General features: G+C 31.7%; 34 protein-coding genes and 1 tRNA gene. 16 read left to right on the top strand and 19 right to left on the bottom strand.

All coding sequences use genetic code 11. The features are described from left to right. Window positions 1-26 precede the first annotated feature (26 nt). The 4 genes from DSQ20_RS02925 to DSQ20_RS02940 form a co-directional block, all read right to left on the bottom strand. A complete protein-coding gene (locus DSQ20_RS02925; protein WP_007549957.1) occupies window positions 27-326 on the bottom strand; it encodes a signal recognition particle subunit SRP19/SEC65 family protein in 300 nt (99 codons plus the stop codon). A 4-nt stretch (window positions 327-330) separates the two neighbouring features. Continuing rightward, a complete protein-coding gene (locus DSQ20_RS02930; protein WP_007549960.1) occupies window positions 331-711 on the bottom strand; it encodes a 30S ribosomal protein S8e in 381 nt (126 codons plus the stop codon). Window positions 712-772: 61 nt separating this feature from the next. Then, the gene (scpB, locus tag DSQ20_RS02935; protein ID WP_007549962.1) at window positions 773-1,351 is read right to left on the bottom strand and encodes an SMC-Scp complex subunit ScpB; all 579 of its coding nucleotides are present in this window, start codon (window positions 1,349-1,351) and stop codon (window positions 773-775) included. 53 nt (window positions 1,352-1,404) lie between these two features. Continuing rightward, window positions 1,405-2,079, bottom strand: coding sequence for a chromosome segregation protein ScpA (locus tag DSQ20_RS02940; RefSeq protein ID WP_179365969.1), 675 nt, complete (start codon window positions 2,077-2,079; stop codon window positions 1,405-1,407). A gap of 95 nt (window positions 2,080-2,174) precedes the next feature. On the opposite strand from DSQ20_RS02940, the gene DSQ20_RS02945 reads away from it, so the two are divergent. Together DSQ20_RS02945 and DSQ20_RS02950 are read left to right on the top strand one after the other, a co-directional pair. After that, complete coding sequence (locus tag DSQ20_RS02945) at window positions 2,175-3,227, top strand: alcohol dehydrogenase (protein ID WP_179365970.1); 1,053 nt, start codon at window positions 2,175-2,177, stop codon at window positions 3,225-3,227. Between the two features lie 180 nt (window positions 3,228-3,407). Continuing rightward, the gene (locus DSQ20_RS02950; RefSeq protein ID WP_255458312.1) at window positions 3,408-4,022 is read left to right on the top strand and encodes a response regulator; all 615 of its coding nucleotides are present in this window, start codon (window positions 3,408-3,410) and stop codon (window positions 4,020-4,022) included. On the opposite strand, the gene DSQ20_RS02955 is transcribed toward DSQ20_RS02950, so the two are convergent. Both DSQ20_RS02955 and DSQ20_RS02960 read right to left on the bottom strand, forming a co-directional pair. Further along, entirely contained in the window at window positions 4,014-4,514 is a 501-nt protein-coding gene (locus DSQ20_RS02955) for an Lrp/AsnC family transcriptional regulator (protein ID WP_179365971.1), read from the bottom strand. The genes DSQ20_RS02950 and DSQ20_RS02955 overlap by 9 nt on opposite strands. Window positions 4,515-4,585: 71 nt before the next feature. Next, the gene (locus tag DSQ20_RS02960) at window positions 4,586-5,149 is read right to left on the bottom strand and encodes a YkgJ family cysteine cluster protein (RefSeq protein WP_179365972.1); all 564 of its coding nucleotides are present in this window, start codon (window positions 5,147-5,149) and stop codon (window positions 4,586-4,588) included. Window positions 5,150-5,267: 118 nt separating this feature from the next. On the opposite strand from DSQ20_RS02960, the gene eif1A reads away from it, so the two are divergent. Together eif1A and DSQ20_RS02970 are read left to right on the top strand one after the other, a co-directional pair. Continuing rightward, the gene (gene eif1A, locus DSQ20_RS02965) at window positions 5,268-5,579 is read left to right on the top strand and encodes a translation initiation factor eIF-1A (protein WP_048110302.1); all 312 of its coding nucleotides are present in this window, start codon (window positions 5,268-5,270) and stop codon (window positions 5,577-5,579) included. A gap of 108 nt (window positions 5,580-5,687) precedes the next feature. Then, window positions 5,688-5,879 carry a cold-shock protein gene (locus tag DSQ20_RS02970; RefSeq protein ID WP_007549969.1) on the top strand — a complete coding sequence of 64 codons (192 nt, stop codon included), beginning with the start codon at window positions 5,688-5,690 and terminating at the stop codon, window positions 5,877-5,879. A gap of 89 nt (window positions 5,880-5,968) precedes the next feature. Here the strand turns inward: DSQ20_RS02970 and DSQ20_RS02975 are convergent. After that, a tRNA-Tyr gene (locus tag DSQ20_RS02975) sits at window positions 5,969-6,095 on the bottom strand. Between the two features lie 115 nt (window positions 6,096-6,210). Between DSQ20_RS02975 and DSQ20_RS02980 the strand changes: the two genes are divergently transcribed. Both DSQ20_RS02980 and DSQ20_RS02985 read left to right on the top strand, forming a co-directional pair. Further along, window positions 6,211-6,822 carry a hypothetical protein gene (locus DSQ20_RS02980; RefSeq protein ID WP_048109523.1) on the top strand — a complete coding sequence of 204 codons (612 nt, stop codon included), beginning with the start codon at window positions 6,211-6,213 and terminating at the stop codon, window positions 6,820-6,822. 109 nt (window positions 6,823-6,931) lie between these two features. After that, window positions 6,932-7,342 (top strand): translation initiation factor IF-5A, encoded by a 411-nt coding sequence (locus DSQ20_RS02985; protein WP_007549986.1) that lies wholly within the window; start codon window positions 6,932-6,934, stop codon window positions 7,340-7,342. Between the two features lie 43 nt (window positions 7,343-7,385). On the opposite strand, the gene DSQ20_RS02990 is transcribed toward DSQ20_RS02985, so the two are convergent. Next, window positions 7,386-7,781, bottom strand: a complete 396-nt coding sequence (locus DSQ20_RS02990; RefSeq protein WP_179365973.1) for a hypothetical protein — start codon at window positions 7,779-7,781, stop codon at window positions 7,386-7,388. 76 nt (window positions 7,782-7,857) lie between these two features. Here DSQ20_RS02990 and DSQ20_RS02995 point away from each other — a divergent pair, with 76 nt between their 5' ends. The 6 genes from DSQ20_RS02995 (at window position 7,858) to DSQ20_RS03020 (ending at window position 13,285) form a co-directional block, all read left to right on the top strand. After that, window positions 7,858-8,160: a hypothetical protein gene (locus DSQ20_RS02995; protein ID WP_179365974.1), complete on the top strand. Its 303-nt coding sequence runs from the start codon at window positions 7,858-7,860 to the stop codon at window positions 8,158-8,160. A gap of 83 nt (window positions 8,161-8,243) precedes the next feature. Then, window positions 8,244-8,957 (top strand): hypothetical protein, encoded by a 714-nt coding sequence (locus DSQ20_RS03000; protein ID WP_179365975.1) that lies wholly within the window; start codon window positions 8,244-8,246, stop codon window positions 8,955-8,957. Between the two features lie 253 nt (window positions 8,958-9,210). Continuing rightward, complete coding sequence (locus tag DSQ20_RS03005; RefSeq protein ID WP_179365976.1) at window positions 9,211-9,900, top strand: diphthine--ammonia ligase; 690 nt, start codon at window positions 9,211-9,213, stop codon at window positions 9,898-9,900. Next, window positions 9,893-11,218 (top strand): signal recognition particle receptor subunit alpha, encoded by a 1,326-nt coding sequence (locus DSQ20_RS03010; RefSeq protein WP_179365977.1) that lies wholly within the window; start codon window positions 9,893-9,895, stop codon window positions 11,216-11,218. The genes DSQ20_RS03005 and DSQ20_RS03010 overlap by 8 nt, the downstream gene beginning before the upstream one ends. A gap of 31 nt (window positions 11,219-11,249) precedes the next feature. After that, a complete protein-coding gene (locus DSQ20_RS03015) occupies window positions 11,250-12,410 on the top strand; it encodes a tRNA pseudouridine(54/55) synthase Pus10 (protein WP_179365978.1) in 1,161 nt (386 codons plus the stop codon). A gap of 167 nt (window positions 12,411-12,577) precedes the next feature. Further along, window positions 12,578-13,285: a hypothetical protein gene (locus tag DSQ20_RS03020; protein WP_179365979.1), complete on the top strand. Its 708-nt coding sequence runs from the start codon at window positions 12,578-12,580 to the stop codon at window positions 13,283-13,285. 52 nt (window positions 13,286-13,337) lie between these two features. Here the strand turns inward: DSQ20_RS03020 and DSQ20_RS03025 are convergent, their stop codons facing one another. From DSQ20_RS03025 to DSQ20_RS03035, 3 genes are all read right to left on the bottom strand, one after another. Next, window positions 13,338-13,694, bottom strand: a complete 357-nt coding sequence (locus DSQ20_RS03025) for a DUF6659 family protein (RefSeq protein ID WP_179365980.1) — start codon at window positions 13,692-13,694, stop codon at window positions 13,338-13,340. 118 nt (window positions 13,695-13,812) lie between these two features. Beyond that, complete coding sequence (locus DSQ20_RS03030) at window positions 13,813-14,004, bottom strand: 30S ribosomal protein S27ae (protein WP_007549998.1); 192 nt, start codon at window positions 14,002-14,004, stop codon at window positions 13,813-13,815. Next, entirely contained in the window at window positions 14,004-14,345 is a 342-nt protein-coding gene (locus DSQ20_RS03035) for a hypothetical protein (RefSeq protein WP_179365981.1), read from the bottom strand. Before DSQ20_RS03035 ends, DSQ20_RS03030 begins: the two co-directional genes overlap by 1 nt. Before the next feature lie 83 nt (window positions 14,346-14,428). Here DSQ20_RS03035 and DSQ20_RS03040 point away from each other — a divergent pair, with 83 nt between their 5' ends. Then, window positions 14,429-14,989 carry a DUF309 domain-containing protein gene (locus DSQ20_RS03040; RefSeq protein ID WP_179365982.1) on the top strand — a complete coding sequence of 187 codons (561 nt, stop codon included), beginning with the start codon at window positions 14,429-14,431 and terminating at the stop codon, window positions 14,987-14,989. Here DSQ20_RS03040 and DSQ20_RS03045 read toward each other — a convergent pair. Continuing rightward, the gene (locus DSQ20_RS03045; protein WP_179365983.1) at window positions 14,973-16,238 is read right to left on the bottom strand and encodes an alkaline phosphatase family protein; all 1,266 of its coding nucleotides are present in this window, start codon (window positions 16,236-16,238) and stop codon (window positions 14,973-14,975) included. The genes DSQ20_RS03040 and DSQ20_RS03045 overlap by 17 nt on opposite strands. Window positions 16,239-16,486: 248 nt before the next feature. On the opposite strand from DSQ20_RS03045, the gene DSQ20_RS03050 reads away from it, so the two are divergent. Both DSQ20_RS03050 and DSQ20_RS03055 read left to right on the top strand, forming a co-directional pair. Beyond that, on the top strand, window positions 16,487-17,503 hold the full coding sequence (locus DSQ20_RS03050; protein ID WP_179365984.1) for a galactose-1-phosphate uridylyltransferase: 1,017 nt from the start codon (window positions 16,487-16,489) through the stop codon (window positions 17,501-17,503). Window positions 17,504-17,537: 34 nt separating this feature from the next. Next, a complete protein-coding gene (locus tag DSQ20_RS03055) occupies window positions 17,538-17,978 on the top strand; it encodes a hypothetical protein (protein WP_179365985.1) in 441 nt (146 codons plus the stop codon). On the opposite strand, the gene DSQ20_RS03060 is transcribed toward DSQ20_RS03055, so the two are convergent. The 3 genes from DSQ20_RS03060 to thiD form a co-directional block, all read right to left on the bottom strand. Further along, entirely contained in the window at window positions 17,975-18,412 is a 438-nt protein-coding gene (locus DSQ20_RS03060) for a GNAT family N-acetyltransferase (protein WP_179365986.1), read from the bottom strand. The two genes, DSQ20_RS03055 and DSQ20_RS03060, sit on opposite strands and share 4 nt — an antisense overlap. Window positions 18,413-18,422: 10 nt before the next feature. After that, window positions 18,423-19,124: a nucleotidyltransferase family protein gene (locus DSQ20_RS03065; protein ID WP_007550006.1), complete on the bottom strand. Its 702-nt coding sequence runs from the start codon at window positions 19,122-19,124 to the stop codon at window positions 18,423-18,425. A 61-nt stretch (window positions 19,125-19,185) separates the two neighbouring features. After that, on the bottom strand, window positions 19,186-20,490 hold the full coding sequence (gene thiD, locus DSQ20_RS03070; protein WP_179365987.1) for a bifunctional hydroxymethylpyrimidine kinase/phosphomethylpyrimidine kinase: 1,305 nt from the start codon (window positions 20,488-20,490) through the stop codon (window positions 19,186-19,188). A gap of 746 nt (window positions 20,491-21,236) precedes the next feature. Here thiD and thiC point away from each other — a divergent pair. Further along, entirely contained in the window at window positions 21,237-22,556 is a 1,320-nt protein-coding gene (gene thiC, locus DSQ20_RS03075) for a phosphomethylpyrimidine synthase ThiC (protein WP_179365988.1), read from the top strand. Here the strand turns inward: thiC and DSQ20_RS03080 are convergent. The 4 genes from DSQ20_RS03080 to aroC are packed head-to-tail and all read right to left on the bottom strand — an operon-like array spanning window position 22,542 to window position 26,275. Continuing rightward, on the bottom strand, window positions 22,542-22,946 hold the full coding sequence (locus DSQ20_RS03080) for an NUDIX domain-containing protein (protein ID WP_179365989.1): 405 nt from the start codon (window positions 22,944-22,946) through the stop codon (window positions 22,542-22,544). The two genes, thiC and DSQ20_RS03080, sit on opposite strands and share 15 nt — an antisense overlap. Before the next feature lie 5 nt (window positions 22,947-22,951). Continuing rightward, window positions 22,952-23,806: a prephenate dehydrogenase gene (locus tag DSQ20_RS03085; RefSeq protein WP_007550014.1), complete on the bottom strand. Its 855-nt coding sequence runs from the start codon at window positions 23,804-23,806 to the stop codon at window positions 22,952-22,954. Next, window positions 23,803-25,173, bottom strand: coding sequence for an aminotransferase class I/II-fold pyridoxal phosphate-dependent enzyme (locus DSQ20_RS03090; RefSeq protein WP_179365990.1), 1,371 nt, complete (start codon window positions 25,171-25,173; stop codon window positions 23,803-23,805). The genes DSQ20_RS03085 and DSQ20_RS03090 overlap by 4 nt, the downstream gene beginning before the upstream one ends. A gap of 4 nt (window positions 25,174-25,177) precedes the next feature. Continuing rightward, entirely contained in the window at window positions 25,178-26,275 is a 1,098-nt protein-coding gene (gene aroC / locus DSQ20_RS03095; protein WP_179365991.1) for a chorismate synthase, read from the bottom strand. Window positions 26,276-26,594 lie beyond the last annotated feature (319 nt).

Here is a 26,594-nt window from a genome sequence, read left to right on the forward strand (position 1 = left end):
ACTTTAGCTAAGAGCTAGATTTGATTTTATTTTGTTTGCTTGGCTCTTTTTGAAACTAATTTTTCTGAAATCTTGTTAAGAATATTTGTCTTAGTAGTTCCTTTTGGTAAAATTATGTAACCTGACCTGACATATGGTCTTCTTGGAAATCTTACTTTTTCATCAGTCTCTGTGATTTCAAATCCTGCTGCTTGTGCAGCTTCTGTTAATTCTTTTAGTGAAGGATCAAAAACACATTTCTCTTTTTCTAATTTCCTTCCTTTAGCTCTTGGTAATGTCTTGTTAAAATAATCTAGCCAGATTACGACATGTTCGTAATCTTTCATTTTATCACTTTATTAAAACTGCGTTAACTATTCCTGTTTGTCCTGGTTTAGAAACAACTCTGCATTTTCCTGCATCTGTTTCTAATATTGCACCTTTTGTAATGATGCCTCTTCTTTGATAATCATTGTTTGTAGCATTTTCTAATACTTTGAGAATTTTAATTTTCTTAACTTTGGAATCTCCTGTTGCTAAGTTTACAAAATCAATTGTTTTCAAAGCTGTTTTTTTATTATTTCCTCTTACTCTTCTGGTCACTGTTATTTGTGCACCTGTGACTGATTCATTTGGATATCTATCAATTTCGTATTTTCTTCTAATTCTTGCTGGCTTTCTTCTACCTCCAGTTATTTTGCTGGTTGCAAGATTTTCTACTGATTTTCGCACGAATGCTCTTTTAATTACTCTAATTTATACAAAACGCAAAAAATAGGCTTAGATAATTTGTTTAGTTTAGTTTTGTGATTATTTCAGCAGAGGGGTTTGTTTCTGACATCTTTGCTGTTTTTCTCACTTTGGAAAACAGTCTCTGTTTGAGATTTTCTACATCTCCTTGTATGCCAAAATATTTTTGGAATTTTTCTGTTGTATTGTAAATTTTTAATCTACCTACATTTTGATGAGTGATAAAGTCTAACTGCCTTAATTCTTTAAGATGTTCGTATACTCCAGAACCTCTAGTTTCAACAAGTTGCTTTGATGAAATTGGTTGCATATATGCAATGTATGATAATGTCTTTAGGGTTGCATTTGGAAGAATGGGTTTTGACGCATATCTTTTGATTGTTGAACTGTATTCTGGTTTTAATTGAAATACATATGAACCGTCAGGGAGTGTGACTATCTCCAATGCCTTAAATGCTGATTTTGTCTTTTTCATTAACTCGTTGAGAATTTCGTATGTTTTTGTTCGTGATTCTGTGCCTGAAGCTCTGATCAGATCCTCTATTTTTAAGGGTCTTCCTGCAGAATAAAGCGCTGCTTCGATTCTAGCTATTGCTTCATCATTTAAATCGTTTTTTACCAATTATCTATTTTTCCTACAAAATCTACTTAAAGAAATCCTTTCTTCATTTTTGATCAGTTTGTTAACTTCTCCTTTATCAGAATGATTTTGATGTCGTCTTCTATTTGCTCCAAGTCTATTTTTTCATCTCTTGCCAAAAACAGAATTGCAAAAAAGCATCTAATCGAATCAACTCCATCAAGATCTTTTATTATGTCCTGAAGCATACCGTATCTCAAATCTGTAATTTTTTTAATAATCAAATCTTCGTATTTTCCAATAATGTTTTCAAGAGAAATAAAATACTCTTGAAAATCTGGAGCTTCTATTGGTTCTATATTCAATTTGTTTCTTCTGGATTGTGGATTGGCTATCGTACCAATCAAATTTTGTAATAATCCTAACAAATCATCTAATGAAACAGGATAGGTTGATTCGTGTCTATATGGTATGTCGATTAACTCTATGTCTACATCTGTTCTTTGTCTGATTGGTTTTTTCTCCATTGCAGCACGTTGTAATGCAAAAATACTTTCTACCTTCATTCTATAAATCAAAGAAGATGATAATGCGGCCATTCCTGCAACTCTAAGATCTTTTTTCCCACTTTTTTCAAGGATTTTAATTAATAAATCAAGAATTTGAATAAGATCAATATCCCACACATCTTTTTTAGCAACAGATGATGGATTAAACAAAATATTTACAGGTGCTTGGGAAATGCCATTAGGAGTCTGTTCTTCGCTCACATACTTTGTCTATTTTTATTCAATAATATCTAAGGGCTCTATTTTTTTCTTTTATCCAGTCAACTCTTATATTGTTAAGACCAAATTATATCATTATGAAATCTGCTAGGATTACTGGTCCTAATGAGCCTTTAGTGCTTGTTGAAACAGAGACCCCTCATCCTAAAGATAATCAAGTTCTAGTCAAAGTTAAAGCCGTAGGCGTATGTCATAGTGATCTGCACCTTTGGGAGGGTGGATATGATTTAGGTGATGGTAAATTTATGAAAGTGACTGATAGAGGAGTGAAATATCCTGTAACTCCTGGACATGAAATTGTTGGAACTATAGAAGAATTAGGTAATAATGTAAAGGGTTATTCAAAAGGCGATGAAGTTTTAGTTTATCCTTGGATCGGATGTGGTGTATGTCCTGCTTGTAAAGTAGAAAATGAAAATTTATGTGATGCGCCAAAGTCTCTTGGTGTTTTTCAAGATGGTGGATATTCTCAATACTCGCTTGTTCCTGATTTCAAATATTTGGCAAAACTAAATGGCGTGGATCCAGAATCTGCAACTTCACTTGCATGTTCCGGTTTAACAGCTTATAATGCAATTAAAAAATCAAATCAAAATTCACCTGAGTTTTTGGTCATAATTGGTGCAGGTGGATTGGGTTTGATGGGTGTACAAATTGCACACTCTATTACAAAATCTAAAATTATTTGTGTAGATTTAGATGATCAAAAATTAGAGATAGCAAAAAAAATGGGCGCTGATTTTGTTTTCAATTCCAAAGATCCTGATACCACTCAAAAAATAATTTCAACTTGTAATGGAAAAGGTGCTGATAGTGTTGTTGATTTTGTAAATGCTCCTCTCACTGCAAAAATGGGGCTAGCAGTTCTAAGAAAGAGAGGAAATCTTGTTTTAGTTGGTTTGTTTGGGGGCTCTATGGAGTTATCTCTAGTTACAATTCCTCTAAAATCTATTATAATCCAAGGAGCTTATACTGGAAATTATACTGATATGGTTGAACTGTTAGATTTAGCTCGAAAAGGAACAATTAATCCAATGATTTCAAAGAGATACTCTCTTGATGCTGCAAACACTGCTTTAGAGGATCTTAAAGCACGTAAGATTGTCGGCCGTGCAGTGATTAATCCTTGATCAGATACTACAAAATGTTATAACATAAAAAAATTATACCGTGATTATGACTTCCAAGGTGAATTATGAAGTGGCATTAACTCATTTGAAAAATAAACAATTCATCACCGCTCATAATTTATTTCTAAATCAAGCTGAATCTATAAAAAAACTGAACATCTAAAATCTGCTTTCTTGTACATGTTAGCTGCAGAATGTAAAACTAGGCAAAGTAAAGAATCCAAAGAAGAAATTGAAAAAGCTTGTAATTTATTTTTAGAATACTCTCAAAATAAAACGTCAAAAAATGTTCAAGGTGCATTGTTATGTGCTGCAAAATGCCTGTTAATTCTTGGTGAATACGATAAAGCAAAAATTTCATATCAAAAAGCAAAATCGATGATTTCTTCAACCATTGAAGTTTTTAGACCTGTTGTAATTATTGACGATAGTAAAGCTGTATCGATGAAACTAAAAAATTATGTAGAAAAATTAGGTTATGGTGAAATTTTACTTTATGAAAATGGAAAAGATGGAATAAAAGGATGTCAAAAACTATTTTCTACAAATAAAAATCCAATCGTGCTTTTGGATATGGGGCTTCCTGATTTAGAAGGGGACGTGGTTGCTACAAAGTTATTAAAAGAAAATCTCGATCTACAAATTATTGTAATTACAGCTGATGAAAAAACTACCCAGCGAGTAAATAAGACAATTAGTTCTGGGGTATCTGCATTTATTCAAAAACCATTCACTCTTGATGAAATAAAAAATGCAATTAGTATTGCTGAATCTGAATATTCTTTATTACAATAATAATAAGGACATGTTTAAAATATTCACATCTTTGATATCTACTACATTTATTCTGTAATCTATTAACTCATCAGAAAACTTCTCAACAATTTTCTGTGCTGTGTTTGACTTTCCAGAATCAACTTGTATCATCACTAACATATTCCACTCTCCATCCATGTTTGCAATAAGAAGATAATTATCTAATTTTGTGATGAATTCTTTAATTGAATCTTTAATCGAGTCTAGTGATTTTGATGGTTTTAATTTCATTAAGATGGTTTGATATTCATTAATTCCAGATACGTCTGTTAGTACAGCTTTGTATCCTTTGATGATCCCACTTTTTTCTAGTCTTTCTATTCTCTTTCTAATTGTTCTATCTGATACATCGTGACCAGATTTTTTTAATTCTGATGCAATTTCTTTAGATGGTGTTCTTGCATTGTTGTTAAGAATTTCAATGATTTTTTGGTCTACTTTATCTAAATCTGACCACACGTCATCACTCATAGAAGAATGATCTTTTACATGCTTTTGAATTTTTGCTTAAAACATCACTAACATGTCTGATTTCTCTATAACTATTCTTCTAGAATCCAGCCTGTTTTTATTTGACTTGTATCTGATTCTTCTCCGATCCCAGTAGCATATCTCCATATGAGAGGCGCGTCTGTTGTCATTTCTGTTTTGATTTTTAATAATGATTCTATTTCTGAATTCAAATTTTTATCTGCGGTACCATGTTCTTTACAAAATTTACATTTTTGATCTAGTGTTATTGGTTCTGATTCTATTAATGGATAAGTCATACATGCAAGAGGTCGTTTATTGTATATTTTGCATGGAAATCCACCATGAGGTGATCTATCTGATGTTTTAGTATCTAAAAACGGACATGTGTTCCCATTTGATTCTATTCCCATTAATTGATATGCTAATATCTTTGTTGGACTAGATTCTCCATTTTCTGATATCCCTATTCTTGGTAAAACTGATATTTCTAATCCATTTATTTTTGCAAGATCTTCTATCCTTTCTTTTTCTTCTGGTAGTATTAACACTCCAATCTTTCCAAATTTTTTATTAGGATAATATTCTCTTTCGATACAACACTGAGAACAATCCTTAATACAACTAAATTCCATGGGATATTTTTATTCTATACGAATAAAATTCCTTGTAAGTGTCAAATTTATAAAAAACTTCTGATATTTTTGTTCAAATAATCCCCACAGTTATATGCTCATAACTGTAGTGTATGCTATGGGTAAGCGCCAAGTCAAAAACGAAAGTGCATTAAAAGAAATACGTTTGCCTGAAGAAGGTGAGATGTTTGGCCGTGTTCTTAAAATGCTTGGAGGCGAAAACGTCATGGTAAAATGTACCGATGGTGTTACCCGAAGAGGTAGAATTCGAGGTAAACTGAAGCGTAGAGTTTGGATACGTGATAATGACATTGTCATAATTGCACCTTGGGATTTCAATGAGGCTGAACGAGGTGACATTGTTTGGAGATTTACCTTGCCACAAGTTGAATGGTTAAAAGATAACAATCACATTGCCAAAGACTTCTAAATTCATTTATTCGTATTTATGCTAACTTTGGTTTGAATATCGTTGTCTTTTGTCAGATCTATTTTGATAACTTATCTTAATATACGGAATAATTCTGTAACTAATCAAATGGAACAAGGCACCGTAAAGTGGTTCAATCGCACGAAAGGCTTTGGTTTTATCGAAAGAGAATCTGGTGACGATCTATTCGTTCACAAATCAGATGTTGATGGATTCATCAATGAAGGCGATAAAGTCGAGTTTGTAGTCGGCGAAGGTCAAAAAGGACCAGCTGCTCAAAAAGTCAAAAAAACAGCATAGACAATAGATATTTTTATTAATTTAAGAGTTCATCATTGTTTTCTTAAATTAGTCTATTTTTTTATTATTTTTAAAATTTAAAAAAACTATGGTCCCAAGCGACGGAGTTGAACCATCGACAACCCGGTTTCTGTATGCCTGATATGCTGTTATTCAGTCAGCCATCTAAAGCCAACAACTACAGCCGGGAGCTCTACCAGGCTGAGCTAGCTTGGGACAAAAACAACGAAGTATTCTAGTATTAAAAAACTATCGAAGCCAAACTATTCTGATTAGAGATCATATGTGTTTTGTATAGGCATAAATACCATCTTTTAAGAAAAGAAGTTCGTTGACAGAACAGCAACTATCTTACTCTGGTTATGTCTGTGCTCCTTATTTGCACAATCATGAATCTGTTAAATTAAAAGACATATGGATGTCTTCAAGCAATATTGAGGCATTATATTTTGTAACTGGAACATTTTCAGATGAGAGCAAACCCTACTTTTCTGAATCATCGAATCATTATATTTTGGGAAAATTCAAAGATAGCCAATTTATCGTAGATGATTTAATCAAACACAATCAAGAAAAAACATCTTTTATTTTTAATGTGCAAAACGAATTATTTCAAAGAATTGTATCTGGGGAGACAAATTTTGTTACTGTTTACTATTTAGAATATGGGGAATCTCATGATGATTTTCAAGAAGTTGCAGATATTTTATTAAAACGAGAAAAAATCTGTGTTGGTGGATTAGGTCACATGAACACATATTGTAAATTGCCTCAAAAATTCACTTTTCCATATTCCAACAATGTTGTAATAATTGAGGTTGCTAGTGAAAAAGGTCATCAAAGCGTAAAAAAGTACTGCGACCAAACTAAACGAGATGTGAATCGAAAAGGGTTAACAATGACTAATTTGTTGAGTCTCTCAATTCTTGAAAAATTAAAGTAAAAACTGTCTATTTAAATTACTGATGGATCATTTTAGTAATTTTTTATCAATTTTTGTAATTGCTTGAAAAAGTGTAAATGTTAAATATTCGACTAAAATCAGCTTCATCATGAGTAAGCCTGCTGATCTTGGTTCATTGAAAATAGGTTCTTACATTTTACTTCCGGTATCTGATCAACCCGATGGTGAACCTTGTAGAATTGTAGAATATGATACATCTAAACCTGGAAAACATGGTGCTGCAAAGGCCCGAATCGTAGGAGTGGGCGTATTTGATGGTCAAAAAAGACCACATGTCGGACCAGTTAGTATGCAAGTTCACATTCCGCTAATTGACAAAAGAGTAGGTCAAGTAATTTCAATAATTGGAGAAACTATTCAAATTATGGACTCGGAAACTTTTGAAACAATTGACGTCACTTTAATCGATGAGGAAATTAACGGAACTGTTGCAAATGGCCAAAATGTAGAATACTGGAATGTTATGGGCCGAATTAAAATTATGCGTATCAAAAGTTAATTCTCAATTAATTTTCATTGTATTTTTTTAGTTTTTTCTATGTTTATTTTATTTGGTTGATTTGTGATTCAATACTATCGTGAAAATATTTATCTCTCCAAGATATGATCTTATTGAAAATTTCCAAATAATTATCTTCTTTAGTAGTAATATGTATGTGACCATACACATCTTTAAAATAACCTTCAAAAACTAGCGTACATTGTTTTTTAAATAAAGGTATAGTTACTCCTATTTTTTTAATTTTCTTAAACTCATATTTGTCAATCCTGATGGTTTTTTCTCTGATTACTAACTGTTTTTTTAAATTATTTTTGTTGATGTTCTTATCCACCTGACTATTGATCACATCAGGCCATTTTTGAGTATCAAGTGGCCAATGATGAATATGTACTTTATCTGCCAAGAAATTAATTTCTGAAAATTCATTTTTAGACAATAACTGATTTTGATATTAATTCAACTTAAAGATATACACAACTATTTACTAAATACTACTATGTTCTTAAAATCGCATGGCTTCTTTTTATCATGCTTTATTTCTTCCATCTGTCTTTAATGGATTATTTTTAGCAATTGCAACTAAAACAAGTATTGATTTTTCTCCCAGTGGAATAGGTTTGATAATTTTTGATATTTTTCAGCCACTTGTAAATGAGCATAATGTTTCTCTTTTTCGATCTGTTGAAATTATGTTGTTACTGCTTCCGTGGATCTCATATGTGCTTGTTGTAATAAAATTTGGAATAAAGGGATTGGTGATTTTTGGAATTATTCTTTTAGTTAGTTATGTTATCTTTAATTATTTTTTAAATTAGTGTATATAAAAAATCTGACACCGATAAATCATCAGTAAGAAAGCTTCGAAATTACTTAATACAATTTAACAAATTATGTTGTAATGAAATACGTAAAATTGTTTTCAGCACTGGCAATTATTATGGCAGTCGCAATATCTCCTATGACTGGAGCATTTGCACAAACAGATGTTAATGCCGATGTTAGTGTAACTGCTGAAAAAACTGACAAACAAATCTACAAAGAAAAACAACAACAAGTTCGTGAACAAATCAAAGAACAAAGACAGGATCTAAAGTTACAGTTAACTGATTTGCAAAACTTGCGAAATGACAGATTATCTGCACATGCTGAGATTGATGTAATTCCATCATTGGAATTTACAGGTAAAGTATCTGGTTGGGCAGTTATTGGTGGTCAGGCAGTTCCTGCAACCTTTGATCTTTCTGGTGAAGCCGGAAAAATTGGTCCACGTGGTTGGAAAATAATTGGAACCGCAACTGCTGAAATTGGAGATCGAGATGTAACATTTGACCTTCAAGGTCATGCAAGAGGAAATCATGTTTCTCTTAAAGGAACAACTAACGAATTTGACAATGTATTGATTCATCTCAATGGCTATTTTGCACCAGTAGCTGATGATGTTGGTTCATTTGCACTTGCATTTCACAGATCTGCAATTATCAATGAACAAGCACAAATCAGAATCCCATTGATACTAGTTGGTCAAGTAAATACTACTCCAATTGGTGATACACTTCCATCAGTAGTCGAATCCATAGATATATCATCAGAATTGACGGCTCTTTTTAATTAAGGGCCATCTCTTTTTATTTTTTTGACTATTTTCCATTATGGGATATATTTGTCTCTTCATTAGTAATGCCAATAACATGTTTGCTGAGAATTCAAGTAATAATTTGGAATATCCACAACTAAAATACTTCATCGCAAAAATTAATACGGATGCTGATGATGAGCGGAAAAGCCGTCTGATGTATGATGAGGATTATGAGTAATGAAGCATCCTACATATCTTTTTCAATGGTTTGTTGATTTTTTATATTGAAATGAAACTTGCATCTCTTTTTTCAGGTGGAAAAGACAGCCTTTATTCTATATTCTTGGCAAAAAAACAAGGTTATGAAGTAAATTGTCTATTAAGCATATTTCCTAAATCTGCTGAAAGTCATTTACTACATCATCCTAATTTACAATGGACTAAACTCCAATCCAAATCCATGCAAATTCCTCAATTAATAATCGAATCAAACTCAGATGAGACTAACAATGAAATAATTTTGCTAGAAGAAGTTTTGATACAATCTATTGCTCAATATGGAATTGAAGGAATAGTACACGGTGGTATACAAAGCCAATTTCAAAAAGAAAAATTTGAAAATTTATGTAATAAACTAAATCTCGAATCTGTTACTCCCTTGTGGAATAGTAATCCATTTGAATACATGAATGAATTAATCTCTTCAAATTTCCGATTCATTATTTCCAGTGTCTCGTCTGGAGGATTAGATGATTCATGGCTTGGAAAGATAATTACCAAAAATGACATATCTGTTTTATATGATCTCTCTAAAAAATTTGGTTTTAATTTAAATTTTGAAGGTGGTGAAGCAGAAACGTTTGTTGTTGACTGTCCACTTTTTTCACATTCAATTGATATTATTAAATCTGAAAAAATTTGGGATGGATATAGAGGAAGGTTTGAAATAGTGGATGCAAGGCTAAATTATAATGCTTGATGGTCTTAAGAATAACCTTCGTGATGCAATTAAGAAAATTGTAAAATCTTCTGGTATAGATGAAGAACTTATCAAAGAACTATCAAAAAATGTTCAGAGAGCATTATTACAATCAGATGTTAATGTTAGATTGGTTCTTGAAATTACAAAGCAAATCGAAACACGATCATTAAATGAAACGCCTCCTCCCGGACTCTCTAGAAAAGATCATATTGTAAAAATTCTATATGATGAACTTGCAAAACTACTAGGAAAAGAATCTGATTTTGATTTTAAATCTGATAAACAAAACAAGTTAATTATGCTTGGAATCCAAGGTAGCGGAAAAACAACTGTAACTGCTAAACTTGCTAAATTTTTAACCAAACAGGGGTATTCTGTTGGTGTTATAGGGGCTGATACGTACAGACCTGGAGCCTTAGTGCAATTAAGAACCATGTGTGAAAAATCTAATGTTGAGGTATATGGTGAACCGAATAACAAAAATTCTCCAGATATTGTGAAAAATGGATTAAAGTATTTTGAATCATTGCCTTTAGATGTGATATTAATTGATACAGCTGGACGACATAAAGAAGAAAAAGATCTTTTATCTGAAATGGAACAAATTAACAAGGTGGCAGAACCTGACCTCGCAATACTTGTAATTGACGGAACTATCGGTCAACAGTGTTTTAATCAAGCAGAAGCATTTCATAAAACAATTCCAGTAGGTGGAATTATTATTACAAAATTAGATAGCTCTGCAAAAGGTGGCGGTGCAATAGCTGCATCTGCAGCTACTGGTGCTCAAATCATGTATATTGGAACTGGTGAAAGAATTGATGATTTAGAAAAGTTTTCACCAACACGATTTGTTGGCAGATTGCTTGGAATGGGCGATATTCAAGCAGTTTTAGATTTAGCAAAAAGATTAGAAAATGAGGGTGATGATGTTAGACTAAAAAGAATTTCAAGTGGAAAAATGAACATGGATGATTTTTTCTATCAATTGGAAGAAGTTACTAAAGTAGGATCATTGAAAGGATTTCTTGATAATATGCCGGGACTTTCAGGTATGGTTAAAGATGATCAATTAGATCAAATGGAAGGACGAGTTTCTAAATGGAGATTTATTATTCAAAGTATGACAAAGGAAGAAAAAGCAGATCCTGATCTAATGAATTCATCTAGAATTAAAAGAATTTCAAGGGGATCTGGTTGGCCAGAACACGAAGTGAAAGAATTACTAAAAAATTATAAAAATTCAAAAAGTATGATGAAAGCATCAAAAGGAAGACAGATGCAGGGTACTCTTCGTCGCATGGGATTCGGTTAGAATTTTTATTTCTTAAATATTGGAAATTAAAATGACTACTCTTAAAGAAATTATTCCTATCTCAAATGAATTAATGAAAAATTATGGTTTATGCGATAGTTGTCTAGGTAGGCTTTTTTCTAAACAGCTAAATTTATCTTCAAATAAATTACTTGGAAAAAAATTAAAGGCACATGTAAAACAATCAACAAAAAAATGTTTTATTTGTAAAAATTTATTGGATAATCTTTCTACGTATTTGAAATTGATGTTAGATGCTTCTTCAAAATATACTTATTCTTCAATAGTTATTGGAGCCTTAATCAAACCATCCATCATAGATAGAGATGATTATATAAAATCAAAATACAAACTACGTGGAATTGATAGTGTCAAAACTGATATTACAAAAGAACTTGGAAAACAATTTATAAAAAAAACAAAAAAAATTATTGATTTTTTAAATCCGGATCTCACATTTACAATTAATTTTAAAGATGAATCATGTCAGATACGTTCAAAATCCATTGTATTATACGGACGATATACAAAGTCTGAACGAGGATTACCCCAAAAACAAAAGTCTTGTACTAACTGTTATGGAAAAGGTTGTAAGAGTTGTAACCTTCATGGCATTTCTGAGTATGATAGTGTTGAGGGTAAAATCTCAGAATTTCTTTTTACTAAATTTGGCGGTACTACTACAAAATTTACTTGGGTTGGAGGTGAAGATCAATCAAGTTTAGTTTTAGGTTCAGGTCGTCCATTTTTTGTCAAACTTCAAAATCCCTTTAAAAGAAATATTTCACTCCCAAAAAAAATAATTTCTGATAAAGTTGTTATTCATAATTTGAAAATTATATCTGATCCTCCAAAAATTCCTATCAAATTTAACTCACTGATAGAATTAAAAATATCTACAGAGCACGAAATCATTTCTGAGAATCTGAAGAAATTAAAGAATATACTTTCAAACCCTGTAGTGGTTTATGAAAAATCTGGAAAACGTTCTGAAAAGTTTGTTTCTATTTTAAAATATAAAAAAATATCCGAAACTCTCTTTAATCTAATTATTAAAGCTGAAGGTGGGTTGCCTGTAAAACGATTTGTTGATGGTGATGATGTGGCACCTGGAATCACTCAAATAATGAGTGATAGGTGCACTTGTGTAACATTTGATTTTCTTGAAATTAGCCTAAATGATAACAATTAACTAATCCCTGTTTTTCCACATTATTCATGCCCATGAGAAAAAAAGGTAAACATGCAAGACGTGCCGATCAACGAGCTGATAGACGTAGAAAAAAGACTGCAAAATCTGGAAAGCCAAAATCTAGATAGAATCAACCTTTTTACATTCTAATTCCGCGAGGTGATACATTGGATCCGTTAGTACGACTAAAAGAAGCCCGTCTTAAAGGACTAATCCCAGACGATGTTTATGATCTTGTTGTAAAACGATTTCCTATAACTGTAGATGGAATTAATAGAATTGAAAAAGCATCAGGAATTCGTTATCCCACTGCTTACGTAGAACCCTCAATTGTTATTTCATCTCCAAATCCTAATTCTTATGAGTTTGGGATATTATTTGCTAGAACCATCCCTGTATTTTTTGATGAAAAATTTCATGTAGTGATTCAAATTTCTGCACCTCTGGTTGCATATGGTCTAAAGGGCACAATTCATGCAATTTTGGCACATGAGTTTTTACATTTTCTTGAATTGACTAGAAAAATTTCTAAAATGGATTTACTTTCAGATGAAATTACTGGAAATCTCTTTGAAAGTGTTTATGCTGATGAGGGAAGATTATTTGAGCCTAAGGCTGTGTTTAAAGATAGAACTTTGTTAGATCACATTACTAAACGATTTCCAGCTGGTTTTAGGGATTACAAATTAGAAGATAAGGTGATGAAATTTTGGATAGAGAAAAATCTTCCAAAAATCAATATTTCACTTGATTCTAACACAGTTAAATTATCTGCTGAATCACTAGCAAAAATAAAACTGGATCCTTTGTTTTTAGATAAAATAGCACAACTTGAACAAAAAAGTGCAAAAATTAGAACAAAAAAACTTTATTGATATTTTTTTATTCTTGCATTTTTGATATTAAGGTACATTATTGTATCTTAAACTAATTTTGTAATTCTGCGATAATTGTCTTAGTTTTAGAAATTATATTCATATAATCAATATTAGGATCTGTGCTTAGCAAAAAGAGATTTTTACCGAATTGAATGCTAATTAAAATGACATTCTCATATTCTGTAACTGATAATTTTTCTTTACCAAATTTATAAGATAAATTTTGAAGACGAGTCCATCTTTCAAAAGTATAATGAATTGACATTTTGACTTCTTGTTCATTTAGTAATGTTACATTATCCCGATTTTTTTCAATTATTAAATCACCTTTTGAATCTAAGACTCCTGTGAATCTAACATGTGGATCTACTTCTAATATTTTATTGCATAGTTCTTCAAAATCCATTTTTCATCAGTCCTTTTAACTCCTAACTGTCTTCTTATTATATTTTTTTTAGAATATGTTGATATACAGAATTTTGTGAAAATTAAAACCAATTTTTAATTTAAATTAGACTGATGCTTTATTGATTAAATTCCGTTAATCCACATTTTCCGCAAGTGTTTCTGTCTTTATGTTTAGACATGAAAACTCCTTTTCCGCATCTAGAACAATTTTTTCTACCTCTTGTTATTTTGTCTTTGTCTACTTTGAAATATTTATAGACATTTGGACTAGAGCCTTTTTTTCCTGCAGATGCTTTTTTTGCTGCCATTATTCGGTTTTCTCCGCGGTTGCTTCAGCATTTGCATTATCTACTTCTGCTTGTTTGGCTTTTGTCTTTTCAATTCTTTTGAAGATTATTGGGTTAACATGTTTTTTTGCCAATCCTTCATCATCATAGATGAAGAAAGTTCCTGTAACCAGTGCTTTTCCAACATGAGTTTGCAATCTCATAGGAATCACAATTTTTCCAGAAAGTTTGAATTCTTTTGTAATCATATCTACTGCCTCAAGTTTTTTGAGTTTACCGCCTAATCCTGTAAAATTACAGATCAGCTCTCTTCTTGATAGGAAGGCATTATTTACGTCAGTTACGGTCTGAATAATAGACATGTATCCAAAATCCTTAAGATATTTCATATAAACCTTGATTGATAATAGAGAACAAATTTAAGAAAATTCAGTCTAATTCCCACATGGAACGATATATGATTCATTTAAAAAATAATGGTTACAATCCTAAAGATTCCTCTTATCTTGTAAATCATGCAAGAAAAATATGTTCCACCATTCCAGCTTCAGTAAGAGTTGCTCGAGTTGCACGTAAATTTTTGGAATTTGACGTCTCTGTAAATCCTGACGATTTAGATCTTGTAATTGAAAAATTATCTCCAATCGGACCTTTGGATAATGCAAGACATATCTTTGAAGAAAAGATTGGGAAGGAAGATGGAACTCGTGATGGTGTCTTTTATTTTAACAATGAACGATTTTGGGAGAGTCATGAATCTTTAGAAGGTGTGTGGAAGCAATGCTATGGCAGAGAAAAAGAACTTGTTCAGGGAATTATTCTTCTAGCAGTTGCATTTGCTCATGCACAAAAAAATGAATCTCGTATAGGTATTGGAATGTTACAGCGAGCATTAGAAAAATTGGGCGACTCTCCTGGAACTTATGGTAAAATAGATGTCGATAGGATTAGAAATAAAATCAAAGAAATGCAAAAAACTGAAGAATTAACTATATTTGAGATTTGATTAAATTAAGAGCTGTTGTCACAACATCTGCTCCTTGAATTAAACCAATGCTCCCTTTTTTAGCTTGATCTTCAGTAACTCTAGTTGTTCCATCGTTTTTGATAAAATTCCCGGATACTAAAATTGGAACAGGATCATCACTATGTCCTTTATTGATACACGGTGTCGAATGATCTGCTGAAATAACTATTGCAACTTTATCAAAATCGATATTTTCAAGTAGTGTTTTGAAAAATCTACGATCAATTTCTTCAATGTTTTTCATTTTTCCAATAGCATCTCCATCATGACCAAATTCATCTGGTCCTTTTAGATGAACGTAAATTGCATTTTGAGTCTCCATCGCTTTTGCAGCTACTCTTGCTTTTTCCTCATAATCTGTTAATCCTCCTGCTTCAAACGCTTTCATCTTTAACACTTCTGAAATTCCAAGTTCTACTGGCATATCTACAATGCATGAAAAATTCATAGAATACATTTCATTGATGGGCTTTACATCTGGATATTTGTTTCCTGCATCTCTTAGTAAAATACAACTCAAACTTTTCTTTTTTTCATTAATTCTTTTTTTATTAATCTGACTTTCTTTCATAATTTGAAGTGACTGTGCCGTAAATTCGTTAACTAATTTAGCAGTTTTTTTAGCACTCTCAGTTTCATCTAACGGTAAACATTTTTCAATTCGTAAAAAATCTCCAACTGCTTTTGCTATCCCCATGCCTTCTACTCTGGCATATGCAGGATCAGTGTTAGTGATTTGAGATGATAATTTTTCGTTCTCAGTTCTAATTCTTACTGTTACTCTATGACCTATGGTAGGTGATACTACTACAGATGTACTTGGAAATGAAAATTTAATTTTATTTTCGATTTCTTTTGCAACTCCCTCTGCGTCATTTTTTTCAATATGTCTTCCTGCACGTCTATCGATAATAATTCCTTCATCATTTAATGTTGCATAATTTCCTCTTAGTGCTAAATCTCCGTCTTTAAAATCAATTCCTACTCCTATTGCTTCTATTACTCCTCTTCCAGCGTAATCAACATGGTGAAATCTGTATCCTAACATGTTGAAAACTGCAATGTCTGATTCTGGTGCAATTCCTTTTCCTACTGAAATGACTTCTCCTATTACGCCCTTTTGTGCTAATTTGTCTAAAGTAGGGGTAGTTGCCGCTTCGAGTGGAGTTTTACCGTCTAGATCTGGATGTGGAAGATCACCTACCCCATCTAAAAGAACATAAATCATATGAATGTCTGAATTATTGATTCTATCCGTATTTCCAAATTTTTTGTTGCTCTCCTTTAAATCTTACATAAAAATACGCGATCATGAAATTTTTAGTTTTGATTTGAGGGATGTTGTTTCTGTTTGTTGTTAGTGTTTATAGAATATGAAAAATCTCAAAATGATATTTTATCATCATTTGTTTTTTTATTTTTAATTTCTTGTATATTGGAAAACGTTTTAACATACTTAAACTTCAATTATGAATTATGGGGGACATGCGTAAAGATTATGTTTCTGAACGCTTTATGATCGTCTCTAAAAAAGATGACAAAGTTGTAGATCCAAAAAAGTCTCCTTATGCTCCTGGAAACGAATCAATGACAAATCCTTCTGTTCTATCACTAGTTGCAAAAGACGGTATGTTGCAGCGTCTTCAGGATAATGAAGATGAATATGTTGAAGGTTGGTCGATTAGAGTATTTGAGAGTAAAAATCCTATAGTTTCCGTTGAAACTGAAAATTCATACAGTGACAGACCTCATTATAGTGAACCAGCTTATGGTTATCATTACATTGTGGTTGCATCTCCTAAAGAAAAAGACACTCTTGCTACTATTGATTCTGAACAATGGTCCAACATTCTTGTGGTTGTTCAGGATCGATTACGATGGCTCTATACCCAAAAAGGTGTGACATACGTTTCAATCTATGCTGATCAGGGAGAATCTGCAGGCAGTAAAAACCCCCATCCGCATTTGAATATTTTGACCTTTTCAACAATTCCCCCTGTTATTGAAGAAGAAGCAGAAGCTTCCTACAAAATCCTTAATGAAAAAGGTGTATGCCCAATGTGTCAAATTGTCAATGAAGAAATGGGTGGACCGAGACAAGTTCTTCAAACTGAAGGATTTATTGCATTTTGTCCTTGGTCTCCATCATATCCATACGAATTTTGCATTTCTCCAAAAAAACATACGACTAGTTTTTCTAAAATAACTCAAAAAGAAATTAATGATCTTTCTCTTATTTTACGAGCTACGCTTGGTGGTTTGTCGAAAACTGTTAAAGACGTTTCATATAATATGGTATTTCATTTATCTCCTGAAAAGAAAAATAGCCGACAAATTCATTGGCATATTGAAGTTTATCCAATAACTAAGCCCTGGTCTGGTCTTGAACGCGGTTATGGTATTTTTCTTAATGACATATCTCCAGAGCAGGCAGCTGAGAAACTCGGTGCGTCCTGTAGAAAAGAATTAGCCAATTTGGTTGGTATTGTTTGAATAGTTTAATTATTAACTTGATTTTGTTATTGTAATGGCACTAGAAAAATGGGTAGCAATTGCAAGTGTTGGATTGTATGTGATGTTTGTTGGGGAAATTATTTCTGTATTTAATTTTATAATTAACATGCCTGCTAATTTTGAATTTGGAGCTTCATTTGAACCAAGTCCAAAAATATTGCAATTCATCTCAATTGGTGTAGCTCCAGCATGTGTTTTATCTGGACTTGCATTTTTACTATCAAGACGTTATGGTTCTAAGCAAATTGGTTCTATGATCCTTAGTGGTGGAATTATTTTGTTAATTGGAATGGTATATTGTTATTCTCTTTTAGATAAAATTCCTGATTCTTATATGGTTGACGCTGTTATCATAACTCCACCTTTGTTCATGGGCGTTTCTATACCTGTGATAATAGTCGGATTGATTTTAATTAAAACAAACAAGAAACGTCCAAAAAAAGAATATTTCTAAGCATGATCAAATCTTAGTGCATTTGCATTATGTTTGAAGCCTAATTTTTCATAAAATGGCTTGACATCATCTACACAATCTAAAATTGTTTTATAACATCCTTGTTCCTTTGCATATCTTAAGAGATATTTTATCATTTTTTCTCCAATTCCTTTCTTTTGATATTTTTTATTTACTACAACATCTTCAATATGTCCAACTTTGCCACCATTGTGGATAAATTTAGTTTCAATCAATAATGTAGTTGCACCTACCACTTTTCCCTCTAATAATGCTACTATGATTAATTGATCTTGGTTTGAATTTATTTTTTCAAATGTTTTTTCTATAATTTTTTTATCTGTGTTGCTAGTTTGCCGTAATGAATCTAATGTTTGTAAAAATCCATTTGTTAGATCCTCTTTTTGTAATTTTCTAATTGTTAAATCGTTCATTTTTATTATTTTAAATTTTTCCTAGTTTTTGAAGATATTCTTGATTTGCTTTTCTATATGTTGTTTTGTTTCCAATATCCAAAAACCCCTTTTTAGACACAACGCTGCTAACTAGTTTATTTTTTGCCATTGCTTTTCTAATTACATCATCCATTCCATAAGGAACATTTTTTGGAATCAACTCCATTATCTCTGGCTCCATCACATAGCATCCAGTATTTACATTTGCAGTGATTTCTGGTTTTTCATTCCATGCAACTACCTTTCCTGTTTTGGTGGTTTCTATTACTCCATATGGTAGATTTGTTTTGTATTCATACAAATTCATTGTTACAAATGATTTTTTTTGTTTATGATGTTTTATCATATTTCGTAAATTGAAATCAAATATGGAATCTCCATACATACAAACAAAAGTATCGTCAATGAACTCTTCTGCTGTTTTAAGTTGACCTGCGGTTGCTAATGGTTTGTTAGATACTGCATATTCAATATTTACTCCGAAACGTTTGCCATCTTCAAAATAATCTTCAATCGTTTTTCTTAGATAACTTACACATAATACTATTGATTTTACACCGTTTTTTTGTGTCCATTCTATTAGGTGCTCTAAAATAGGTTTTTCACCCAAAGGAAGCATCGGTTTTGGTAGAAAAGTTGTATATGGTTGCAATCTTGTACCTAAACCCCCTGCAAGTATTACGGCTTTCATGAATCTATAATTAAGATATGACTATTTATGTTCAAGTATGTATTTCTCTTATAGTTTAAAATTAATTAAATAATTTTGAAACTTTTTCAATAATAGATACTGGAGTTTTGGCAAAAATAATGATCATTGGTTCTTTACCGAAATCTCCTTTATGATAAATCACATCTGGAGCTGCTTCTAGTTTTTTTATTGCTGACTTTATTCCCCATTCTATGGATGATCCTTCTTTAGTTTTAATTTTATTTGGTTCTGAATTTCTATCATATCTAGAAATAATTAATTTTGTTTTTTTTAATTTTGAAATATTTTCTTCATTATATTTTAAATTAATTGCTGAGCGTATTTCTGGAAATTTTTTATTCATAGCAATCAACGCTGTAGCAACATGTTTTGAACCGCCATATTCCAAATCTCCTGCAACCATGACCTTATTCCCAGTTTTAACTATTCTTCCTGCAATTCCTACTATATCTTTAATTGATTTTGGATTTATTTTTGAAAAGACAAAATTTGTTTGGCATTCCGGAATATTTTTATAAATATTTTTGATTCCAATGAATTTGTTAATCCCATTTGATAATTCAATTTGAATATTATCTCTTTTTTTTATTTGTGTAATTTCTATCCCACGTCCAATATTTTTGGCATTTTTTATTGAATTGTACGTGAATTGTTTTGAAAACTTGGCTGATTCTTTTAATGATTTTCCATTTACCAATGAAACTAGTAGTGCAGATGAATGATTACAACCACTACCATGATTAGTTTTTGGAATTATGTTGCTCGATACAATGTATTTTGTTTTTTCTTCTAATATGAAATCTGAGATTTTCTCATTTTTTGTTTCTATTCCTGTAATTATGACGCTTTTTGCACCTATCTTTTGAATTTTTAGAGCAGATTTTAGAAGTGATTTTTTTGAATTTATTTTAATTTGAGATAGGAATTCTGCCTCGAATTTATTCGGTGTAATAACTGTCGCTAATGGAATTAAATATTTTTTAAAATCTTTAATGGCGTTTTTTTTAATTAGTAAGCCTCCTGTGGTTGATTTTATTACTGGATCTAATACAATTGGAATCTTTAATTGCTTTAATTCATTATGTATTATTTTTATTATGTCTGAATTGTATACCATTCCAATTTTTATTCCGTCTATTTTGAAATCTGAAATCAATAATTCAAGTTGATTTTTTAATATTTTTTTTGACACAGGTTGAATCATTCCAAAATTAGATGTATTTTGTCCTGTTACTGCGGTAATGACAGTCAACCCATACCCATTTAACATATCAAATGTTTTAATATCGCTTTGTATGCCAGCTCCAGATGATGGATCAGAACCACCTATTGAAAGTAAGTTCATTTAGTATTGTCTAATTTGATTGCACTAATCTGTTTTTCCATTTGATTTTTATTTTTTCTATTTTTATGGGCTTGTATTTTTTGTTTAATTTTTTTCTATTATGATAGAGCATTTATAGATCTAATCCAATTCTTAATTATTAATTTGACTGAAAAAATTCCTTTGGCTGATGATACTCCGTCTGAATTGAACTGTACTGTATGTTTGTTACCGATGCAATATCAAAAGAAAATTAACAATGCCTTTCTTTGGCAATGTTTTAAATGTGGCAAAAAATATTTTGTTTCAAACTCTGTTGTTGATTATAGTATATCTGAAACTTGGAGTTCTGCTAAATGAAAATTACTATTTGTAGAATTATCATGTAAATGAAAAACCATATGATATTTTTTATTTGAAATTAATCTATCAAATGGGATGAATAGTTTACTCTAATGATATCATGCCTAGATTTCTGTATTTTATCATAATTTTACATTTAACTATGCGATTTGATATTTTCAGTAGATGATATTGCTAATTCATTATGATGTTTGGTTAGCGCATTCAAATGAACAAAACTCATCTTTAAAACTTTGAAATTCTTTCCCACAATGTACACATTCTTTTGCCATTCTCATACTATCTATTGTTGGTTTAAGCATATAAGATCGATCAATTTTACGTTTATAGTGGCAAGTGTTATTGAATATTTTTATTGCTTGACACTCATGATTGTTTAAATCAGGCAAAAACGTAGATTATGCATGGGTACTCAAATGACTGCAGCCAGAAGGGGTGTTGCTACAGACGAAATGAAAATTGTGGCAAAAGATGAGGATGTCACATTAGAATGGCTTATCCCTAAAATTGCAAATGGTTCTATTATAATTCCTAGTAATAATGTTAGACCTCAAAAAATTCACAATGTTGGAATTGGAAAAGGTCTAAAAACTAAAGTGAATGTAAACATTGGAACTTCTACACTGAATGTCAACCTTGAAGAAGAGATTGAAAAAGCAAAGGTTGCTGTAAAATACCATGCAGACACATTGATGGATTTAAGCGATGGCGGTGATGTCAAAAAAATACGACGAGCATTATTAGAAGTTACACCTATTACATTTGGAACAGTGCCAATCTATGAGGCATACAACTATGGTATTGAAGTTCATAAAAATCCTTTAAATTTAACTGAAGATGATTTTTTAAACGCATTTGAAAATAACGCAAAAGACGGTGTTGATTATACTACTATCCACTGTGGAATCACAAAAGATATTGCAAAAAAAATTCTAAAAGTCAAAAGATATGGCGGTGTGGTGAGCAAAGGTGGAACAATCACTGCTGCTTGGATGTTGCGACATGATAAAGAAAATCCATATCTGACTCATTATGATTACCTCATTGAAATTGCTAAAAAATACGATGTTACATTTAGCTTAGGTGATGCATTACGACCTGGCTCTATTCTTGATTCTCATGATGAACTTCAGGTTCAAGAGATGATACACATGTCTCAACTAACAAAACGTGCTCATGAACAAGATGTTCAAGTGATGGTTGAAGGACCAGGACATGTTCCTTTAAATGAAGTTGCTACTAATGTCCGGTTAGCCAAATCTTTGATAGGTGACGTTCCTTACTATGTGTTAGGTCCTTTGGTAACTGATGTTGCTTCAGGGCATGATCATATTGCAAGTGCTATTGGTGCTGCAGTTTCTGCAAGTGAAGGTGTTGATCTATTGTGTTATCTTACTCCTTCTGAACATCTTGCATTGCCTAATGCTGACGAAGTAAAGGCCGGTCTAATTGCATATAGAATTGCAGCACATGCAGCTGATTTGGTGAAACTTCGGGATAAGGCAATAAAATGGGATATGGCAATGACTGAAGCTCGTCGAACATTGGATTGGGAAAAACAAATTGCGTTATCTATTGATCCTGAAGAAGCAGCCAAAATTCATGGTAGAACTGGACAACGTCCAGGAAACAATGTTCCTTGTACAATGTGTGGTGGAGCATGTGTCTATGTTATGCTACCTCAACAAAGAAAATATGATAAAGAAAAATTACAACAGATTTAGTAATACTTTTTCAAGACTGGGAACTGAATTATAATTTTTTAATTCATCCACTGTTATCCACAAATATTCTGAATTTTCCCAATTTAGTTTTATTTCCGGATTTTTTGCTTCAAATAAAAATGGAAATATTTCCCACTCATGATTTTCATATTGCGGTGAATTTACTCTAAGTTTTTCTGCAGATTTTATTAATTTTATTTTGTCTTCTGCAATCCCAGTTTCTTCAAAAATCTCTATTTTTGCTCGTGTTAAAGGAGTTTCATTTTTTTCAATGATGCCACTAATTCCTGCCCACAATCCTTTCATAGTTTTTACTTTATCACTTCTTTTTAGAATGAGTATTTTTTGCTCATCTTTAATAAAAGATGTAACAATTTTGGTTGCACGCATTTTTCTTATTTTTCAACTGCATGTACCATTTTTGTCAATTTTTTATAAGAATCCTCCAAGTTTGTATTTGCAGAGAGTTTCTCTTGACAATTTTTAATGTAATCTATTACTTCTTCCGTCTTTGATTCTTGCACTGCTGTCAGTAGTCTGCCTATATCTTTCCAAAGTTCTTCTGCAACTCTTCTAATTTCAGGATTTGCGATAATTGTTTCAATTAATTCTGGAGATTCTGTCATTATGCTTTCAGCAAGTATTTTTTGAACTCTGAATGTAGTTCCTGACATTTTTTCAGTTAATGACATTTTTTCATCTTTTGAAATAATATTTGCAAATACAAGATTCATCAAATGTGTTAATCCTAAAATAACTGCAATTTTTTTATCATGCTCAACTGCATCAATTGTTACAAAATTTGCACCATCAAAAAGTTCTTTTACAACTGTCAATTCTTTTTTTGCATCTTTTATTGGAACCGAAATTATGTTTTGCCCTTTGATTGATTTTGCTCCAGGACCAAACATGGGATGAATACATATGGGATTAATTTTTGCAGGCATTTTTGATAATGACGCTACTACTTTGGATTTTTCTGATGATATTTCAATTAGATATGTTCCTCTTTTCATCTCTTTTGCAATTAATCTAATTATTTCTGGTGTTCTTCTTGTTGGAGTACACAACACAACATAATCTGCTTTTAAAATACCTCCTACCAGAGAATCTGATTGGATTATTCCTTTTCCTTGTATTTTGTTTTCACTATCATAACCAGTAACTTCAAAGTCATTTGCTAGAAAATATTTTGCAAACCATTGCCCCATTTGACCCCCAACTCCAATTATTGTAATTTTCTTCTTCATTGCTTATCTCTCAACATATTACCAAGTATATTCATTCCCTCCATTAGTATTTTTTCGTCTTGACATGCCGATAATCTAATGAAATTCTTGAATTCTCCAAAACCCTCTCCAGGTGCAACAGCTAATCCTTTTTCTAAAAGATTGTTTGCAAATTGTACCCCGCTAAAACCATCTTGATTGATGCGAGCAAATAGATACATTGCTCCGTCTGGAGCAACAAAATCCAAATTCATCTCTTTTGCCTTTTTAACCAATATATTTAGTCTGGTTTGTACTGTATTAGTATTATCTGATATGTCTGCCTCCAAGGCTTTCATGGCAATATATTGAATAGGTTCAGACACATTTGTAAGGCAAAGAGCCTCTAGTTTTGATAATTTTTCTATAATTTCTGGTCTTGAAATGGCGTATCCTATCCTAAATCCTGTCATTGCATGTGATTTTGAAAATGATTGCGTGATTATACTTTTATCGTAATTATAACAAAGTATGCTTTTCCATTTTTTGTATGCATATTGAGAGTAAATTTCATCACTTAAAATGTATAAATTATTTTTAATTGCTAGCCTTACAATTTCATCTTGTAATTCTTCGGGAAGAATTTTTCCCGTTGGATTGTTTGGATAATTTAGTATAATCATTTTTGTGTTATTGTTGATAACTTTTTGAATTTGTTCAATTGTTGGTTCCCACTTTCCTTCCAAAGTAGTGGTTATGGTTCTTACTTTAATTCCAGAGTTTAATGCACACTCTTTGTATGCTGGCCATGATGGTTCAATTACAATTAATTCGTCTCCTGGATTTAATAAAGTGCTAATTGCGGTATAAATTGAAAAGCGAGCACCTGGACTAACCATTATGTTATCTTGTGAAACTTCAACTCCGAATTTCTCAGATGAATATTTAGCGAGTGCTTCTCTAAATGAAGGTAATCCTTTTGCATTTCCGTATTTTAAAAATCCTTTATCAAAAACTTCTTCAAGAGCTTTTTTAACAATTTGAGGAGGGGGAAAATCTGGTTCGCCTACTTCCATATGGATGATTTTTTTCCCGTCACGTTCCATTGCTTTAGCTTTATGAAAAATTGATAGATGTGTTTGTTTACTATCTGACTGTACCTTAATTGATTCATTAAGTAAAAAGTTTAAAAATTTTGTTGCAATTGACTCATCAAATTTTAATTCGTTACATAATGTGATTATTTTTGAGCGAAGATTATCTTCACGAGTTTCATCTGTTACTCCTTTTCCTATGTTTTTTTTAATTTCTCCAATTTCTTTAGAAATATCTGTTCGCATTTTTAGCATCTTGATCATTTCTATGGTGATCTCGTCGATTCTATTCCGAAGTTGGTTGATGTCTGACATATCTTTACAATACAGGCTTGATTGCTCCAGATAAAAGAGCATGATCTGCCAAAGTTAGAGCAACCAGCGAATCTACTACTGGTGGGGCTCTAGGAACTACACATGGATCGTGCCTTCCTTTTACTTGTAGTATGGTATCTTTTTTGGTTTTAATGTCTACAGTACTTTGTTTTTGTGCTATTGATGATGCAGGTTTGAATGCAATTCTAATTGTTATTGGCATACCATTTGATATCCCGCCTAAAATTCCTCCTGAATTGTTTGTTTTTGTAATTATTTTCCCTTTTTTTATTGTGTACAAGTCATTATTTTCTGAACCCAATAATTCTGAGCCTTTAAACCCAGAACCAAATTCTACTCCTTTAACGGATGGGATTGAAAATATTGCTTTACTTAAATCTGATTCTAATGACCCGAAGATAGGTTCTCCAATTCCCACTGGTACATTTGTTGTGATTGATTCTATTATCCCTCCAAGCGAATCTCCTTTTTTTCTTGCATCTAATATTACTTCTCTCATTTTTTTTGCAGTTTTTTCTTCAGGACATCTTACTTCATTTTTATAAATTGAGTTAATCATTTTTTCATTAAATTTATTTTCCATTTTTATTTTTCCAATCTGTGTTGTAAATGAATTTGTTTCAACACCTAGTGTGACTTTTAATAATTTTCTTGCAATTGCTCCTCCCATTACATGAGTTGCAGTTAATCTTCCCGAAAATCTGCCCCCTCCTCTATAATCATTAAAATGATTGTATTTTACCATGGCTGGATAATCTGAATGTCCCGGTCTGAGTTTTGTTTTCAAATTTTCATAGTCTTTTGATTTCTGATCACTATTCCAAACTATCATTGTAATCGGTGCACCTGTAGTATGCCCTCTAAAAACTCCCGAAATAATTTCTACAATGTCTCCTTCTTTTCGCTGTGTAGAAATCAGTGACTGTCCAGGTTTTCTAAGATCTAACATTTGTTGAATTTCTTTTTCATCAATTTCTAATCCTGCAGGGCATCCATCTAAAACAGCTCCTATGGATTTTCCATGACTTTCACCAAAACTGGTTAAAACAAGACGCTGACCAATTGAACTTCCCGGCAACATATTGTGATAGTAAATTGATGCTTATAATTCCTCATTATGAAAAAACACAAAAAATTTTCTCAAATTTAACGAATTTTGTATCAATTTACATATGTTTAAAAATTACATATTTTCTTTAAAATAATTATAATTATTGCAATTAATACTTAAATATCAAAATAACGTATATTATATGTGCAAAAACGTGTAAAATCTAACAAATGATTTGCGCGGCTCTGTGAAAAATGCATGTTATCTTCGTAAAAACGAAGCGGGTGAGGAGAATGCTTTTCACTCTATACAGGGTCGCGCCTTTTACCCCTTTTTGATAATTTTTTTA

Source organism: Nitrosarchaeum sp. AC2, from assembly GCF_013407385.1.
GTDB lineage: Archaea > Thermoproteota > Nitrososphaeria > Nitrososphaerales > Nitrosopumilaceae > Nitrosarchaeum > Nitrosarchaeum koreense.